Annotated in this window: 15 protein-coding genes; 4 read left to right on the plus strand and 11 right to left on the minus strand. The window is 36.3% G+C overall.

Annotation, left to right across the window (positions count from 1 at the left end; genetic code table 11):
• The first annotated feature begins 69 nt into the window (after positions 1-69).
• Positions 70-1,059, plus strand: a complete 990-nt coding sequence (trpS, locus tag HZY91_RS07615; protein WP_197115683.1) for a tryptophan--tRNA ligase — start codon at positions 70-72, stop codon at positions 1,057-1,059.
• A gap of 31 nt (positions 1,060-1,090) precedes the next feature.
• Here the strand turns inward: trpS and HZY91_RS07620 are convergent, their stop codons facing one another.
• Entirely contained in the window at positions 1,091-1,534 is a 444-nt protein-coding gene (locus HZY91_RS07620; protein WP_197115684.1) for a Fur family transcriptional regulator, read from the minus strand.
• Between the two features lie 162 nt (positions 1,535-1,696).
• Between HZY91_RS07620 and HZY91_RS07625 the strand changes: the two genes are divergently transcribed.
• The gene (locus HZY91_RS07625; protein WP_197115685.1) at positions 1,697-2,794 is read left to right on the plus strand and encodes an FUSC family protein; all 1,098 of its coding nucleotides are present in this window, start codon (positions 1,697-1,699) and stop codon (positions 2,792-2,794) included.
• A 92-nt stretch (positions 2,795-2,886) separates the two neighbouring features.
• On the opposite strand, the gene HZY91_RS07630 is transcribed toward HZY91_RS07625, so the two are convergent.
• The 9 genes from HZY91_RS07630 to HZY91_RS07670 form a co-directional block, all read right to left on the minus strand.
• On the minus strand, positions 2,887-4,293 hold the full coding sequence (locus HZY91_RS07630) for a L,D-transpeptidase family protein (protein ID WP_197115686.1): 1,407 nt from the start codon (positions 4,291-4,293) through the stop codon (positions 2,887-2,889).
• 275 nt (positions 4,294-4,568) lie between these two features.
• On the minus strand, positions 4,569-6,065 hold the full coding sequence (gene gcvPB / locus HZY91_RS07635) for an aminomethyl-transferring glycine dehydrogenase subunit GcvPB (protein WP_197115687.1): 1,497 nt from the start codon (positions 6,063-6,065) through the stop codon (positions 4,569-4,571).
• Positions 6,065-7,414, minus strand: a complete 1,350-nt coding sequence (gene gcvPA / locus HZY91_RS07640; protein ID WP_197115688.1) for an aminomethyl-transferring glycine dehydrogenase subunit GcvPA — start codon at positions 7,412-7,414, stop codon at positions 6,065-6,067. The genes gcvPB and gcvPA overlap by 1 nt, the downstream gene beginning before the upstream one ends.
• Before the next feature lie 122 nt (positions 7,415-7,536).
• Positions 7,537-7,896 (minus strand): glycine cleavage system protein GcvH, encoded by a 360-nt coding sequence (gene gcvH / locus HZY91_RS07645; protein WP_197115689.1) that lies wholly within the window; start codon positions 7,894-7,896, stop codon positions 7,537-7,539.
• A 78-nt stretch (positions 7,897-7,974) separates the two neighbouring features.
• Positions 7,975-9,117, minus strand: a complete 1,143-nt coding sequence (gene gcvT / locus HZY91_RS07650) for a glycine cleavage system aminomethyltransferase GcvT (protein WP_197115690.1) — start codon at positions 9,115-9,117, stop codon at positions 7,975-7,977.
• 21 nt (positions 9,118-9,138) lie between these two features.
• Positions 9,139-9,765 (minus strand): cyclodeaminase/cyclohydrolase family protein, encoded by a 627-nt coding sequence (locus HZY91_RS07655; RefSeq protein WP_197115691.1) that lies wholly within the window; start codon positions 9,763-9,765, stop codon positions 9,139-9,141.
• Between the two features lie 9 nt (positions 9,766-9,774).
• A complete protein-coding gene (locus HZY91_RS07660) occupies positions 9,775-10,629 on the minus strand; it encodes a bifunctional 5,10-methylenetetrahydrofolate dehydrogenase/5,10-methenyltetrahydrofolate cyclohydrolase (RefSeq protein WP_197115692.1) in 855 nt (284 codons plus the stop codon).
• Between the two features lie 99 nt (positions 10,630-10,728).
• A complete protein-coding gene (locus tag HZY91_RS07665) occupies positions 10,729-12,399 on the minus strand; it encodes a formate--tetrahydrofolate ligase (RefSeq protein ID WP_197115693.1) in 1,671 nt (556 codons plus the stop codon).
• Positions 12,400-12,694: 295 nt separating this feature from the next.
• Complete coding sequence (locus HZY91_RS07670; RefSeq protein ID WP_197115694.1) at positions 12,695-13,810, minus strand: ATP-NAD kinase family protein; 1,116 nt, start codon at positions 13,808-13,810, stop codon at positions 12,695-12,697.
• A 130-nt stretch (positions 13,811-13,940) separates the two neighbouring features.
• Between HZY91_RS07670 and HZY91_RS07675 the strand changes: the two genes are divergently transcribed.
• Together HZY91_RS07675 and HZY91_RS07680 are read left to right on the plus strand one after the other, a co-directional pair.
• Positions 13,941-14,510, plus strand: a complete 570-nt coding sequence (locus HZY91_RS07675; RefSeq protein WP_197115695.1) for a chromate transporter — start codon at positions 13,941-13,943, stop codon at positions 14,508-14,510.
• Entirely contained in the window at positions 14,500-15,054 is a 555-nt protein-coding gene (locus HZY91_RS07680) for a chromate transporter (protein WP_197115696.1), read from the plus strand. The genes HZY91_RS07675 and HZY91_RS07680 overlap by 11 nt, the downstream gene beginning before the upstream one ends.
• A gap of 250 nt (positions 15,055-15,304) precedes the next feature.
• On the opposite strand, the gene HZY91_RS07685 is transcribed toward HZY91_RS07680, so the two are convergent.
• Complete coding sequence (locus tag HZY91_RS07685; protein ID WP_197115697.1) at positions 15,305-16,183, minus strand: M15 family metallopeptidase; 879 nt, start codon at positions 16,181-16,183, stop codon at positions 15,305-15,307.
• Between the last annotated feature and the right edge of the window lie 45 nt (positions 16,184-16,228).

Below are 16,228 nucleotides of genomic sequence, written 5' to 3' on the forward strand. Positions count from 1 at the left end.
GAAATAGGGTATAATAATTGAAAGTGATTTAGTGAAATACAATATATGAACATAGAAAGAGGTCAATCAATGAAAGAAGCAATTTTTTCTGGAGTCCAACCCACTGGAATTCCTACTATCGGTAACTATATTGGAGCAATGAAGAGCTTCGTCAACTTGCAAGATACATTTCAGGCAACATACTGTGTCGTTAACCAACATGCTATCACAGTCCCTCAGGATCCTCAAACTCTTCGTCAACAAACGAAACAATTAGCTGCATTATATCTTGCCATTGGCATAGATCCTAAAAAATCTACTATTTTTGTTCAATCAGATGTTCCTGCTCATGCTCAGGCCGCTTGGTTAATAACTTGTCAAATTGGCTTAGGCGAATTAGAAAGAATGACTCAGTTCAAAGATAAAGCTACTAAGCAAGAAGCTGTTACTGCAGGTCTCCTATGCTATCCCGCGTTAATGGTGGCAGATATTATTCTCTATAAAGCTAAATTTGTCCCTGTAGGCGATGACCAGAAACAACATTTAGAACTAACACGTAACTTTGTGGATCGTTTTAATAATCGCTTTGGAGAAAATATTTTAATAAAGCCTGAAGCAATCTATCCTAAATCAGGTGCACGCATAATGAGTTTACAAGACCCCACTTGCAAAATGTCAAAATCAGATAAAAATGAAAAAGCATTTATCCTATTACTAGATCAACCTCAACAAATTATAAAAAAAGTAAAGTCAGCAGTTACTGACTCCATTGGATTAGTTAACTATGATAAAGAAAAACAACCAGCTATCAGTAATTTATTAGAGATATATTCAATTTTCAGTGACCGATCAATTGAAGAGCTAGTGAATGAGTATCACGATGCTGGCTACGGTCGCTTCAAATCAGATCTTGCCGATCAAATTGTTTCAATCCTTGAACCTATCCAAGAACGCTATCAAGCCTTACTAAACAGCACTGAACTAGATGATATCCTATTAAAAGGTGCCAATGAAGCCAACGAAATTGCTTCCGCTACGCTCAGTCAAATGGAAGAAATAATGGGAATTGCCTACCGTTAAAAATAAGCAACAGAAGTTTAACTTCTGTTGCTTATTTTTCTTGACATTCCTCACAGACACCATAAAAACTAACATCAATCGATTCTAAGCTAAAGTCAGTTCTTTTCTTTGCTCTTGTAAATAAGTGATCAACTTGCTCAACTTCAAAATCAACTATTTTCCCGCAACTTTTACAAATTAAATGTGCATGTTGACGGTCAATAAAATCATAACGTTTAGTCGCATTTTCAAAAATTAATTCATGTACATAACCAAATTCCACAAATGTCTTAAGATTATTATAAACGGTTGCTAAGCTCATTCCAGAAAAATCTTCTTTTATATCATCATAAATCATTTCAGCAGTTGGATGTGTAGGATGAGATATAAGATATGTCAAAATTGCTCTTCTCTGTGGGGTGATTCTTACCTTATTCGACTGAATCTCAGATAAAATATGATCCACTTTATCTTGTATTTCTTGATCTCGTTTCATTTTGCACCCCTCTTTCTTTTTTAAAATTATACCAAAGCTGCCACTTATTTAAAACCATTATCAATGAAAGACACCTAGGTTCGCTTTATTTCATTCTAAATACTTGAATTATTTTGAAGATTACTTAATATATAATTAAAAACTACTTTGAGGAGCATACTTATGAAAATCGGTGCGCGAGTTCTTAAAACAGGACTTGCAATAACTTTGTCCATATATATCGCAAATTTTATACTGCCCACAGGCTACGGGACACTTGCTGCTATTGGAGCAAGCTTATCAACTAAGCCTTCGATTAAAACCTCCTTTGAAACTTTGGTATCGCGAATTATTTCTAATATTATCGGAGGCATCATCGCTGTTGCAATGATGTATGCTTTAAACACTTCACCGATCACCATTGGGATTACATGCGTTGTCACTATTGCCGTCCTCAACGCTCTCAATATGAGTAATGTTATTCCATTATCAGTGGTAAATATTACCGTCATTATGTTAGGTAAAACTGAAAATTATTATAGTTATGCCTTAATAAGAATCTTAGAAACAACCATCGGAGTTGTCGTGGCCTTTATAGTTAATTGGCTGATTTTCCCACCAAAATATGATCGTACTTTTTTTTCCGTTCTTGAAAGCACCACTCTTGAAGTTTTAATGCTTCTGAGAGCAGCCTTGAGAAAAAATACTGAGTTCTCAACTCTCAACACCGATCTTCAATGGGCACGAGCTCGCATTGATAAATTTAAAGAACTTTTTCAGCTTTTGCGACAAGAGTGGCTTTTCACTCCCAAGCAGAGAATAGCTACAAGCCGGAAACTAGTTGTTTATCGCGAAATGGGACGAGCCACTAGCCTTGCCATTGAACTTTTGGATGCTCTTCATCGTAATTCTCAAGTTTATAATGACTTTCCACTAGAAATGCGCAGCCGTTTTCGAAGAAGAATTGAAACGCTCATGTCAGCTCATGAACAGATACTTCTAAAATTTTACGGTAAAGTTGGAATAGATGAAGTAAATTATATGTCAATGAAGCTAGAACATCGTGACGAATATATTCAAATGTTTTTTGATCATGTTCGTACTGATACTGGCATTGATACTGAAAGCTTTATTAGAGGCGGAAATAGTATCATAGAGATATTAGCAGCAAGTATCCATTACGAAGAACAATTAAATAGGCTCAATCATATTGTCCGACTCTATAAAAAACGACATGACCATGAAGAAATTCCTTTTCAACATTATGATGAAACTAATTAAAATAGCAGACAGAATTGATCAGATATTTTCGAGTTTCAAAAGATTAGTACTTTTAAATCCGAAAAACCAATCAAATTCTGTCTGCAGTTCTTTTAAAAAATAACAACTGGCATACCATAATCAATTAATTCATAGACTTGCCCCATAATACTTGGGGGGGTATTAATGCATCCTAAAGATCCACTATAGCGATAAGCCTCGCCTCCGAAACTTCCCTGCCAGTTAGCATCATGGATTCCTTGAGCTTGATCATCAAAGGCTATCCAGTAGGAAACAGGTTGCTGATATTCTCGATCATAACGAGGATTATACCCCACTAAGACAGAAGGACTCTCTTTATTCCATACTTGATAAGCACCTGGAATCGTATCTGTTCCGGTTTGGCCACTTACAATTGGTGTTTCTAAAACGAGTTGATGATCATGATAGATTAGCATCATCTGATTAGTTAAATCTACTTCTACATAGTGGGATCCAAACTCATCCTCTTCTTCATATCCTGCCCCAATAATTGTAGGCTCTCTTATTATTTCAACCCCATTTTTAATGTCTTCTAAGATATTTTTAGCTTCCTGATGAGAATCGATATACCACCCAAAAGTTCCTGGTTGAACTGTTACTTGTCCTTGATAGGTGGATTGAAATTCATGGGTTTGGTAACGGCCCGCGTATTGCGGATTAATTTCTTCATCTATATATTTTTCAATTTGGTCAAGACTTATCGTTAGTTCACTATTCTCGTCTATATTTATCCATGACACAATTTTTTCAGTTGGAATCTCTAAAGAGTTATCGGCAAATGCTAAAGTCAATTTTGTCTCTAACATTTTATCAATTTTTGTCATCTGTTCTTGTAATTTTGGGCTTTTTTCTGTCAATTTAGGTTGTATATAAGCATTTTCTAAATCTAAAGTCGAAGTTTTATCGGCAAGCGATTTAGAAATCCCCCTAGCTAAGGACTTAGCGTTAACTTGTTTTCCATAAATTTCGGGCTTGATTTTAAAACTCTCACCCTCTTTCACAATTTGAGCATCCTGACTTGAATCTCTTTTCTCCATATCAATCCCTAAATGATTGACAACTTGTTCTAAAGCTAAGAGATCACATTCAATCTTTTCTTCAAAATCATCCATAACATTGGTCTTCTTGAAATAATACAATGGCCATGCCAACGAATTTTGCCTCATAATTGCTTCTTGAACATTTGCCTTAATATTTAATACTTTGGGATTCAATTTACTCATTTCAACTTCCATTATTTCTTCATCTTGCTCAAAAAGTGTTAATTTTTGTTGCTTTAAATATTCTTGAACCCTTAAATCAGCTACTTCTCCATTCATTTGACTTGCCAAAACAGGTCCTATATATGTTCGAGGCATTAAAATATCTTGATAAACAAGAACTCCAATAAAATAGAAAACGATAATAAAAAATAGACTTCCAATCAAAAATTGACTTTTATACTTTTTTCTAACTGTATAGTCATGTTTTTCTACCATGAAAGTTCACCTTCTATTCTATTTTAAAATTTTTTCAAAATATTTTATGTGCAGTCTCCGCTTTTGTTTATTATACCTAATTTATGAGTTGACTACTAGCTAACATTTTATAATCATATTATACTATTAAAAATACTTTTATTTCGAGTATTAAACTAATTTAAGCACATTTTTTCAAATATAGAAAGCACAAGGATCTATAAAGTGTAATGACCCCCTAAATCCTTATTAGGATTTAGAGGGTCACTTCATCTAACCTTATGCTTTCTCAATTTTTATTCTTGGAGTCCTTCAGGTTTTGTCGCATGCTCTTCAAAAGCAAATTTTAAAACTGGCTTACGTGACGCTGCCGCTTCATCTAAACGACGAACTGGTGTATTATGTGGTGCTGACTGTACTAATTCTGGATTCTCAACAGCTTCTTGAGCAATCTTAATCAATACATCTGCTACATAATCTAAATCACGTTTAGATTCTGTTTCAGTCGGTTCAACCATTAAACACTCTTCAACAATTAATGGGAAGTAAGTTGTTGGAGCGTGTACTCCGTAATCTAACATACGTTTCCCAACATCCTTTGCATTAACCCCATACTCTTTCTTGTGACGAGTTAAATTCAATACAAAGTCATTTTTATTAAATGATTCAAATGGCGCATCAAAATGATCTTTAACTAATACGCGCAAGTAGTTAGCATTTAATACCGCATCTTCAGATGCACGACGAAGTCCATCTGGTCCCATAGCACGAATATAAGAATATGCACGCACATTAACCCCAAAGTTACCATAATTTCCTTTAACACGTCCAAAAGATTTTTCAGGCATTACAAAAACATACTTGTCTCCTTCTTTTGCAACGTTTGGTCCTGGTAAGAATGGAGCAAGTTTTTCCACAACTCCAATTGGTCCTGAACCTGGCCCCCCCCCACCATGAGGTCCTGTAAAGGTTTTATGTAAGTTTAAGTGACAAGCGTCAAATCCCATGGCTCCTGGAGATGTGATGCCCATAATCGCATTCAGGTTAGCACCATCATAATATGCTAGTCCTCCTGCTTCGTGGACGATATCTACAATTTCCTTAGCATCTCGCTCAAATAGTCCTGCAGTAGAAGGATTAGTAATCATAATTCCAGCTGTATCTGGACCTACTGCTGCTCTAACAGCTTCTACATCAATAATTCCTTCTGGTGTAGATGGTAATTCAATTGTTTCAAATCCAGCTACCATAGCTGTTGCAGGGTTAGTACCATGAGCAGAATCTGGAATTAAAATCACTCGGCGTTGCTCTAATTCGCCAATTGATTCAAAATACGCTTTGAAAGCTAATATAGCAGCTAATTCACCTTGCGCACCTGCCGCTGGTTGTAAAGTAATCGTATCCAATTGAGTAATCTCTTGCAAACTTTCTTGCAATTCATACATTAATTGTAAAGCTCCTTGAGCTGTTTCAGGATCTTGTAAAGGATGAATATTAGCAAAACCATCCATTGCAGCAATATTCTCATTCACTTTTGGATTATACTTCATAGTACATGACCCTAAAGGATACGGTCCTGATTCAACACCGAAGTTACGGTTTGATAACTGAGTATAATGACGTAAAATTTGTAATTCTGATACTTCTGGAAGTCTCGCTGGTTCTTTTCGAGAATATTCTCCTAGTTCTGCATCCAAGTCATATTCTTCTACTTCAGATTTTGGCATATCATAGCCTGTATGCCCTTGCGATGATATTTCAAAAATTAATTTATCATAGTCTTGTAAAATCATTATTTAGCCACCTCCGCTAATGCAGATACAAAGCTATCCATTTCAGCTTTTGTACGCTTTTCAGTTGCACATAATAAATAAACATTCTCTTGACCGAAGGCCTTTGAAGCATCATACCCGCCAACAAAACCTTTCTCATGAAGGGCCTTGTTAACTTCTGTAATATCTTTATCCAATTTCACTACAAATTCATTGAAGAATGGTTTAGTATTTAATACTTCAAAGCCTTTATCTTGTAATTGCTTAGCTAAATAATGAGCATTGTTTATATTGGCTTGTGCAAGTTCTTTAACTCCTTCTTTACCATACGCTGTCATCGCAATCGATGAAGCTAAAGCATATAATGCTTGGTTTGAAGAATAGTTTGATGTTGCTTTTTCACGACGAATGTGTTGCTCACGCGTTGATAATGTCATTACAAAACCACGCTTGCCTTCTTCATCAACCGTTTCACCGACAATACGAGAAGGGATTTTACGCATTAATTTATCGGTAACAGCGAAGTATCCACAGTGCGGTCCTCCAAATGACATTGGAATTCCAAATGGTTGTACATCGCCGACTGTAATATCTGCACCTAATACACCTGGTTTTTCTAATTTACCTAGTGCAAGCGGATTAGCTACCACAATTAAAAGTGTTTTACTTCCTTCTAGTTCCGCTTTAATCGCTTTAATATCTTCAACCGAACCAAAGAAGTTAGGATATTGAACGACCACAGCTGCTACTTCTTTATCCAATTTCGCTTTTAGATCTTCTATATCTGTGATATCATTCTTAATTGCAACTTCTTCCGTAGCATAACCTTTACCAAAACCATATGTAGTCACGGTTTCAATGGCTTGAGGATGTACACCCTTAGAAATCAATACTTTATTAGATTTTTTCACATGTGAAAAGGCAAGGTTTGTAGCTTCAGCAACCGCATTATACCCATCATATAAACCACAGTTTGCTAGATCCATACCCGTCATTTCCGCAATCATTGTTTGCCATTCAAATAACGCCTGTAATTCTCCTTGTGAAACTTCAGGTTGATATGGCACGTATGCTGTTAAAAATTCTTGTCGCATAATCAAATGATTTACAATTGTCGGAATATGGTGATCATAAGTACCGGCACCAAGGAAATATGGTTTTTGGCTAGCTGTTGTATTTTTAGCTGCCATTGAGCTTGTCTCTTTTAATAATTCGTATTCTGATAAAGCTTCTGGTAAATTCATAGTTCCTTCGCGACGTACATTTTCTGGAACGTCACTAAAGATATCCATGATATCTTTAACGCCAATTTTTTCTAACATCTCTTGGCGATCTTGATCAGTATTGGGTAAATATCTAAAATTTGCCATAATCTGCTCCTTATATCTATAATTTCTTTAATAGAATCATTGAAATCGATATCATTCTTAGTGAAAGATTAGAGCGACCCAAAGGCCACTCTAATCTCTAAGTAGAATGTATTTAAGTAATCTTATTCAGCCGGCTCTTCAGTTAAGAATGCAGAAGTATCAATATCTTCTTCAGCTTCTAACTCAAAGAACCATCCTTTACCTTGTGCATCTTCGTTCACTGATTCCGGAGCATCTTCTAATTCTTCATTGATTGCTACTACTTTACCAGCAAATGGAGCATTAACTTCAGAAACTGATTTTACAGATTCAACTGTAACAATTTCTTCATCTGCATCGAACTCATCATCTACTTCTGGTAATTCAACGTGAACAATATCACCTAATTGTTCAGCTGCGAACGCAGTGATTCCAATACGCGCACGATTTGGTGCTACGATTTCAAGATATTCATGTTCCTCTGTGAAAAATACATCTGCCATTAAAAAAACCCCTTTTCATATAATTTTTATGTTTTTATTTTAACAAAATTCTCAGAAAAATGAAAGTACTTTCATTAATTAGTTAGCTTTGTGAACTGCTAGCCAATCTTTTTTTGTTAGCTCTGCTTCTACTTCTTTCCCACGCACATCAATAATAATTTTATCTCCAACCTTATAGTCTGTTGGGACACGTACAAAACCAATCGGGAATCCGAAAGAAGGAGCTTTTGTACCTGAAGTAACTACTCCTATCACTTCACCCTCTTGATTTTTAACTTCCATGCCATGGCGAGGAATTTGCTTGCCATCTACTTTAAAGCCTCGAGATGCTTCTTTCTTATCACCAGCTCGATAAGCAGCGATGGCTTCTTTACCAATATAGTCTGCTTCTTTATCTTTCGGAACTGCAAAAGCAATTCCTCCGGCAATTGGATTGACAGATTCATCAAAGTCATTACCATATAAAGGTAATCCCGCTTCTAAACGTAGTGTGTCACGAGCCCCTAAAGCACACTCTGTCACACCTAAATCTTGGCCTTCTTCTACTAGCTTTTTCCAGATTGTAAGCATGTCAGCAGCAGGAATGTATAATTCGAACCCTTCTTCTCCAGTATATCCTGTCCGAGAGATTTGAACCTTTTCAACCCCAGCTACTGTTTGATCAGCTTTATAAGAATAATATTCAATCGAAGCTAAATCTGTATCTGTAAGACGTCCTAATAGTTCTTCTGCCTTTGGTCCTTGTACAGCAATCAAGCCCCAATCATATGTTTCATCAGTAATTTCTACTTGACCATCTTGATTGTGATCCACCATCCAATTCACAATTTTCTCACGATTTGAACCATTAGGAGTTACAATTAATTCGTCTTCATTTCGACGATAGTAGATCATATCATCAAGCATACCGCCGTCTTCTTTACAGACAGCTGTATATTGTGCTTTTCCATCATAAGTAATTTTGCTTACTTCATTTGTTATTAAACCATTCCACCATTCAAAAGCATTAACTTTATTCGTTTTTACACGAACTTCTCCCATATGTGAAGCATCGAATAAACCGACTGCTTCGCGGACAGCCTTATGTTCTTCCGCAATCTTACTAATTTGGATTGGTAATCCCCATCCGCCAAAGTCAGTAATTTTGCACCCTTTTTCAACATAGTAATCATACATTGGTGTTTTCTTTAATCCATTTGCATCTGTTTGTACTTCTGTCATTTTTAACACTCCTTCTTAATTTTAAGGAACAAGAATCTCTTTTACCTGTGCGTATAACGCATCGGCTTTCGCTGATAAATCAGCGACTTTATTATTTGCTAAGTCAAAATATTCTTGCTTAACGGCTTCATCTTTAATTTGACCACCATTGATATAAAGGTTCAAGCTTGAAGCATGAATAGCTGAACGTAACATTTGAAGTCCAACCCCTACATCTGAAATGATCATTTTTTTAATCAACGGGATGACTTCTTCAAATCCAGTTAATATTTTTTCAACTTCATTTAATAAATCAATCGGAGGGCGGCTCGCAATTTTTAAGCCTTCTTCCATAGCTTCATTTCGCGCAGCAATTTCTTCATCGGTTGCTTTAGGCATTCCATACGCTTTAGATAAAGGCTCAAATTCACTAGCATCTCGATCAATAATCTCAATGAAAATCTGCTTGCTTTTCTCAAAATCTTCTATTTTTTTTAATAGAAATTCATGTTCTTGTTCAGACATTTTCTTGTTTTTTGAGAAAATCATCGCCATCAAGATTGCTCCAACACCTAATCCAGCTGTTACTCCAGCTGCTGCACCGCCACCTGGCGTTGGTGCATCAGAGGCTAACTGATTGATAAATTCTGTAACTTTTAATTCTTTCATACTAACACCCTACTCTACATTATTGAGTAATTTAGCACCTTTTACCACTTGTGATGCCAACACCCCTGTAGTCACTGATCCTACGCCACCAGGAACAGGTGTAATGGCGCTGGCCTTAGGTTCCACTTCCTCAAAGCGAACATCACCTGTTGCTTTACCATCTTTATAACCAAACCCAACATCAATGACAGTAGCTCCCTCTTTAATATAATCAGGCCCTACTAATCCCAATGCTCCTGTGGCAGAAACTAGAATATCCGCTAAAGTGGTATGGAGCGTATTATCTTTTGTATAAACATGGGTATTGGATACTGTTGCATTACGATTAGATAGCATGACAGCTAATGGCTTTCCTACAACGGGTGAAGATCCTACAACACAAACTTCAGCACCTTCTAATTCATAATCATAGTAATCTAATATTTCAATACAAGCTTGCGCTGTTGAAGGCGCCATAGCAGTAGGATCATTATTAATCAATTTCCCTAAGTTTACAGGATTTAAAGCATCCACATCTTTAAATGGATTTAAGCGTTCTGCAATTTCCGCACGTTCAATCCCTTCTGGGAACGGTTGCATGATGATAACACCTGAAACAGACTCATCTGCATTTAATTCGTCAATTATTTTTAATACATCTTCAGTTGTTTTAGCCTCTAATTCTGTACGAGCTTCTGCATCGATTCCGCATTTCTCCATAACCTTAATAGCATTCTTCTCATATGCCATTGACGATGGATTCTCATCTACCCGAAGAACGACCAATTTAGGAACGATTCCTTGCTCACGTAAAGCATCTGCTTCTTGCTTTGTACGTTCTCGAATTGCTTTTCCAACTTCTTTACCATCTAATATTTTGGCCATAATTATCTCCTTTTATTAATAAATAGAATAAAAAAAGTCGAACGGGCATGAATAATCCCGCCCGACTTTAGACAATCAAAATATTACAAACTATTTATCCTAGAATAATCCTTCAATATTACCTTTTTCATCAACATCAATACGATTTGCTGCTGGTTCTTTAGGTAATCCAGGCATCTTCATGATATCACCTGTTAAGCACACAATAAATCCTGCACCAGCAGAAACAGTTAAATCACGAATAACCACCTTAAATCCTTCTGGCGCTCCTACCAATGCTTTATCATCAGAGAATGAATATTGTGTTTTCGCCATACAAATCGGTAGGTTCCCCATACCTTGGTCTGTAAATTGTTTAACTTTCTTAAGTGCAGCTGGAGTAAACTCAACGCCTGCACCACGATAAATTTTTGTAACTAAAGCTTCTACTTTTTCTTCGATGCTTGTCTCTAAATCGTAGGCAAACTTGAAATTATTCTCAGCCTCTGCCGCTTCTACAACAGCATTCGCTAAATCAACTGCTCCTTCTCCACCATTAACAAAGTGAGTAGAAAGAACCACTTTAACTCCCACTTTTTCACATTCTTCACGTAATGCTTCGATTTCAGCTTCTGTATCAGTTGGGAACGCATTAATAGCGACAACTGGATTTAATCCAAAGACATTTTGTAAATTGTCAATGTGACGTAATAAGTTAGGCATACCTTTACGAAGGGCTTCAACATTTTCTGGGCCTAATTCTTTCTTATCTACTCCACCATGCATCTTAAGCGCGCGAATTGTCGCAACAACAACAACTGCATCTGGCTTAATTCCTGCTTGGCGAGCTTTAATATCGATAAATTTCTCTGCACCTAAATCTGCTCCAAAACCAGCTTCTGTAATGGTGTAGTCAGCATAGTTCATCGCTAATTTAGTTGCAATAATTGAGTTACATCCGTGTGCAATGTTCGCAAATGGTCCACCATGAATGAAAGCAGGTGTTCCTTCTAACGTTTGAACAATATTAGGCTTAATTGCATCTTTTAATAAAGCAGTCGCTGCACCAGCTCCATTGATATCCTTCACTGTTACAGGTGAATTATCTTTACGAGTATAAGCAACAATCATGTTACCTAATTTTTCTTTTAATTCAGCTAATGAATTTGATAGACAGAAAGCTGCCATTACTTCAGAAGCTACAACAATGTCATATCCGTCTTCACGAGGAACCCCATCAGCGCGACGTCCAAGACCATTAACAATATTTCGTAGTTGACGGTCATTCATATCTACAACACGGCGCCATACAATACGATTTACATCAATGTCTAGTGCATTCCCATGATGAATGTGGTTATCTAATAAGGCAGCGATCAAGTTAGTAGCTGCACCGATCGCATGGAAATCACCAGTAAAGTGCAGGTTAATATCTTCCATTGGAACTACTTGGGCATATCCACCACCAGCAGCCCCACCTTTAACACCAAAGACTGGTCCTAATGAAGGCTCACGCAAAGCAACAGCTGTCTTTTTACCAATTTTTGATAAACCATCTGCTAGTCCGATAGAGGTAGTTGTCTTACCTTCACCAGCAGGAGTTGGAGTGATAGCAGTTACTAAGATTAATTTCCCTAGATTATTATCATCCATGTCTAATTGAGTAAAATCAATTTTTGCTTTGGTTTTACCATACGGTTCTAACACTTCGTTAGAAATCCCTAGCTTAGCTGCAACTTCTTCGATAGGTTGCAAGGTAGCTTCTTGTGCGATTTGAATATCTGTCTTCATTAAATCTATTCCTCCTTTAGATAAATCACATAGTTTCTCTATGCATAAACCATCATACCATAAATTTTTAAAAATCGCTTACAAATCTATCACAAAATCAATTTTTAATTATTATTAAAGATAATAACTATCTTGAAACAGGTGCTCATTTTCTGAAAAGCGCTACCATATTACCTAATAAAGTAAAAATAACGAATTAGAATTCGTTTTCATTTCACGATTTTATATAAGGAAGTTGTTCTCAAATTATTGAATTTATTTTGCATCTTTTTATTTTCTTCACAAACCTATTTGATTAAATTGCTACCACCTTATACATTCTAGAATTTTGATAGCCTAAAAGAACTTTATAATAACCAGCTAATTTTTCATCAATTTCTTTATTTCCTGTATACACCAGCAAGGGGTTACCATTAAGAGTATTGAGTTTACCAGGAGTCGCAACAATAATGATATCTTTTTTGTTTAGCTTCGCTAACACTTTATCTGATAATTGATGATTCCCTCTGCCAAATAAATAACCTTGTCCTCCCATAGGAGTCACAATTAATTTACTAGGAGAGTCTCCGATAATATCCAAAATCTCCTGCTCATAAACATCTTTTTTAATCATTTGCTTATTTTTAATAATATCAATACCGAGCATTGTGGGCTCTAAACCTAATTCTAGCATTACAGGCGCAACACTAGAGCCGGATCCCACGATATAATAGGTATCTTCCTGCATATTATCAATAATGTCTAAAGCGGCCGAGATTTGCGCATTTTCATCAGACTGAGGGGTCGGAGATTTAAGATTCTGCAGATGGCTTTCATCATAAGGAACACTGAGGTACCCATAAACTTTGGTGAGGATCTCATCTCTCCTAAAAGCGGATTCTTCTATATCAATTACTTCTTCATCCTTTAACGCCATTTTTTGATTTTTTAAATATTTTATAGCTAACTGTCCAGCGTGCTCAGGTGTTGTAGCATAGACCGGTGAGTGAATCTTCACCCCTGCCGGAATACCGATAACTGGTATATCTAAATTTGAAACCGAAGCAATATCCCGAGCCGTTCCATCTCCCCCTGCAAATAAGATTAAATCCACTTCAGCTTCAATTAGTTTTTCTGCAAGCTTCAAGGTATCTTCAGCTTGACTTTCTCCTTCAATCTTATGAATCACTTCATAGGATAGCTGAGCTTCTTCTGCTATATTTTCTCCCATCTCTCCGCTAGCTACAAATAACTTAATATCCTCTTTTAACTCATCTAATGATTTTAAAGCTTTCAAGGCTTTACTAGGCGCCTCCGGATGGGCTCCTCTTTTAAGAGCTTCTTCTAAAACTAATTTCCCATCTGTTCCTTTCAGTCCTACTCTCCCCCCCATACCTGCAATAGGGTTAATAACTAGACCCAACTTTTTCATCATATCTCTCCTCTCTTCAATATTTTTAATTATAGAGCGTTTTCATATTTTTGTCATGTTTAATCGGATGTTGCTATTTTACAACTTCATCATTTACTTCTATAATCAAATTGACAGAAAGGAGACTCCTATGAAAAATAAATTAGAATTTCTTTGGAAATTATTCTGTGCAACCTTTCTACTAAGCGCCTTAACTTTTGGCGGAGGATATGTCATTGTCTCTCTAATGAAAGATCGATTTGTTAATGATTATCATTGGATTGATGATGAAGAAATGCTCAACTTGATATCCATTGCCCAATCTTCTCCCGGACCTATCGCTGTCAATGCTGCAATCATCATCGGCTATCAATTAGCCGGTGTATTAGGAATCCTGACAACCGTGATTGCCACTGTTCTTCCTCCTTTTGTTATCATTTCAGTTATTTCACTCTTTTATCAATCATTTAGTCAAAATCAATGGGTGGCCCTAATTCTAGAAGGAATGCAAGCAGGTGTTGCTGCGGTGATTATTTCTGTTGTTATTGAAATGTGTAATGGAATTATCAAAAAGAAAAATTATTTACTAAACGGGATTATGATTGTCACTTTTATAGCTGTATATTACATGAACATTGACGTTTCAATCATTATTCTTTTTTGTCTCTGCATAGGGATTTTAATAAATTTTTTTGATAAGGAGAAATCTCATGATATATAGCCAACTCTTTATAACCTTTTTTAAAATAGGCGCACTCTCTTTTGGGGGAGGTTATGCAGCTCTTCCTTTAATTGAGAAATTAGTGGTCCATCAAGAGAAATGGTTAACCCTTTCAGATTTTACAGATTTAATTACCATTTCACAAATGACCCCCGGCCCTATTGCAATTAATGCAGCTACTTTTATTGGTTTGCAAGTGGGTGGGGTACGAGGCGCTATCATTGCGACATTTGCCTGTATCCTTCCTTCTATCATCATCGTTAGTATATTAGCACTTCTATATGCTCGCTATCAAAAATTAGACTTAATGCAGAATATCCTATCCATTTTACGACCTGCTGTCGTTGCACTTATCGCCAGTTCAGGTTTATCAATTTTAATCACCGCTCTCTGGAGCAATCAGACCCTACATTTGAGTCATATCAACGGCATATTGTTAGTCATTTTTATTCTCGCTTTTATAGGAATACGTAAGTTAAACTGGAATCCCATCTTGGTCATGCTTGCTTCTGGTCTCATTAATTTAATCATGAATCTTATATAAAAAAAAACCACCTATTAGATGCAAATCTAACAGGTGGGAATTTTTGAACATTTATTCATTCAATGGCAATTATTTGAATATAACATAAAAGGACGGAACAATTCCTAAGAAACGATAAGACACATTTCTGATAATCCTGGAGAAAAATATCGATACGATAAAGCAATTGCTTCGTCTAATTTGTCCTATCCACCTCTCCCCTCTATCTAAAAATTAATATCGCTGTGTATTTCAATAAGTCGCTCTATCTTTAGAATAAAATTGAATTTACTTGTTCAGCTTTCTCGTCTATCCATCTTTCAGCTTCTTGCATGGCTTTTGTTTCTTCATTAGCTTTCTCGATTTCTTCCTGAGCCATTCGTTCCTTCTCGTTAATAATAGCTAAGTATTCCTCTAGCGTTATACCATGATTATAAATATATTCGGCATGGTCAAAGCCAACATATCGAATATGCCATGGTTCATAATTATAACCTGTAATATCTGTTTTCCCTTCTGGATAACGAAGAATAAATCCATATAAATAAGCATTTTGAGCTAACCAAATTGCCGAATCATAATAGCCGTAATCTCCTGAAAGTCCGCCTCCTATGCTCGTCCAATCATCCCCTAACATATCAATAGCTAATCCTGTTAAATGCTCTGACGCATCTACCGGAGCATAATATAGATTGGTCCAATACATTGCTTCTTCTTGACTTAAACCTTCTGATAAATAAGAATTAATGCGAGCTTGTCGATTATTCTCTTGCTCAGTCTTTGAACGATAACCTGAAACAACAGAAAAAATATGCCCTTCTTCTGCAGCTGCTTGAAGTAAGGAGTCAAAATAATCAACAATTAAAGCAGAATAAGGCTGACCATCTGCCGAGTAAGCTAGGTCAGGCGCCGAATCTTCGTAACTTGGATTGTCACTATTAATTAGAATTAGAAAAGGATCCCCCAAATGAGCAGATTCAGGCAGTTCTTTAATTAAGGTCGCCAAATCAGCTTGAGAATTCGTGGCTTCCACCTCTTCAATATTAGGTAAATGATAATTTGATTCTGCCCTTACTTCTTGACAGAAAAATAATCCCCATCCCATCAAGAGGCACGCATATGTAAGCAAAAACATCCTTCTTTTTTTCATTTTCCACCTCTTTTTTTCTCTTATTCATATTCTAACAAAAAAGTA

Source organism: Facklamia lactis, assembly GCF_015863205.1.
GTDB lineage: Bacteria > Bacillota > Bacilli > Lactobacillales > Aerococcaceae > Facklamia > Facklamia lactis.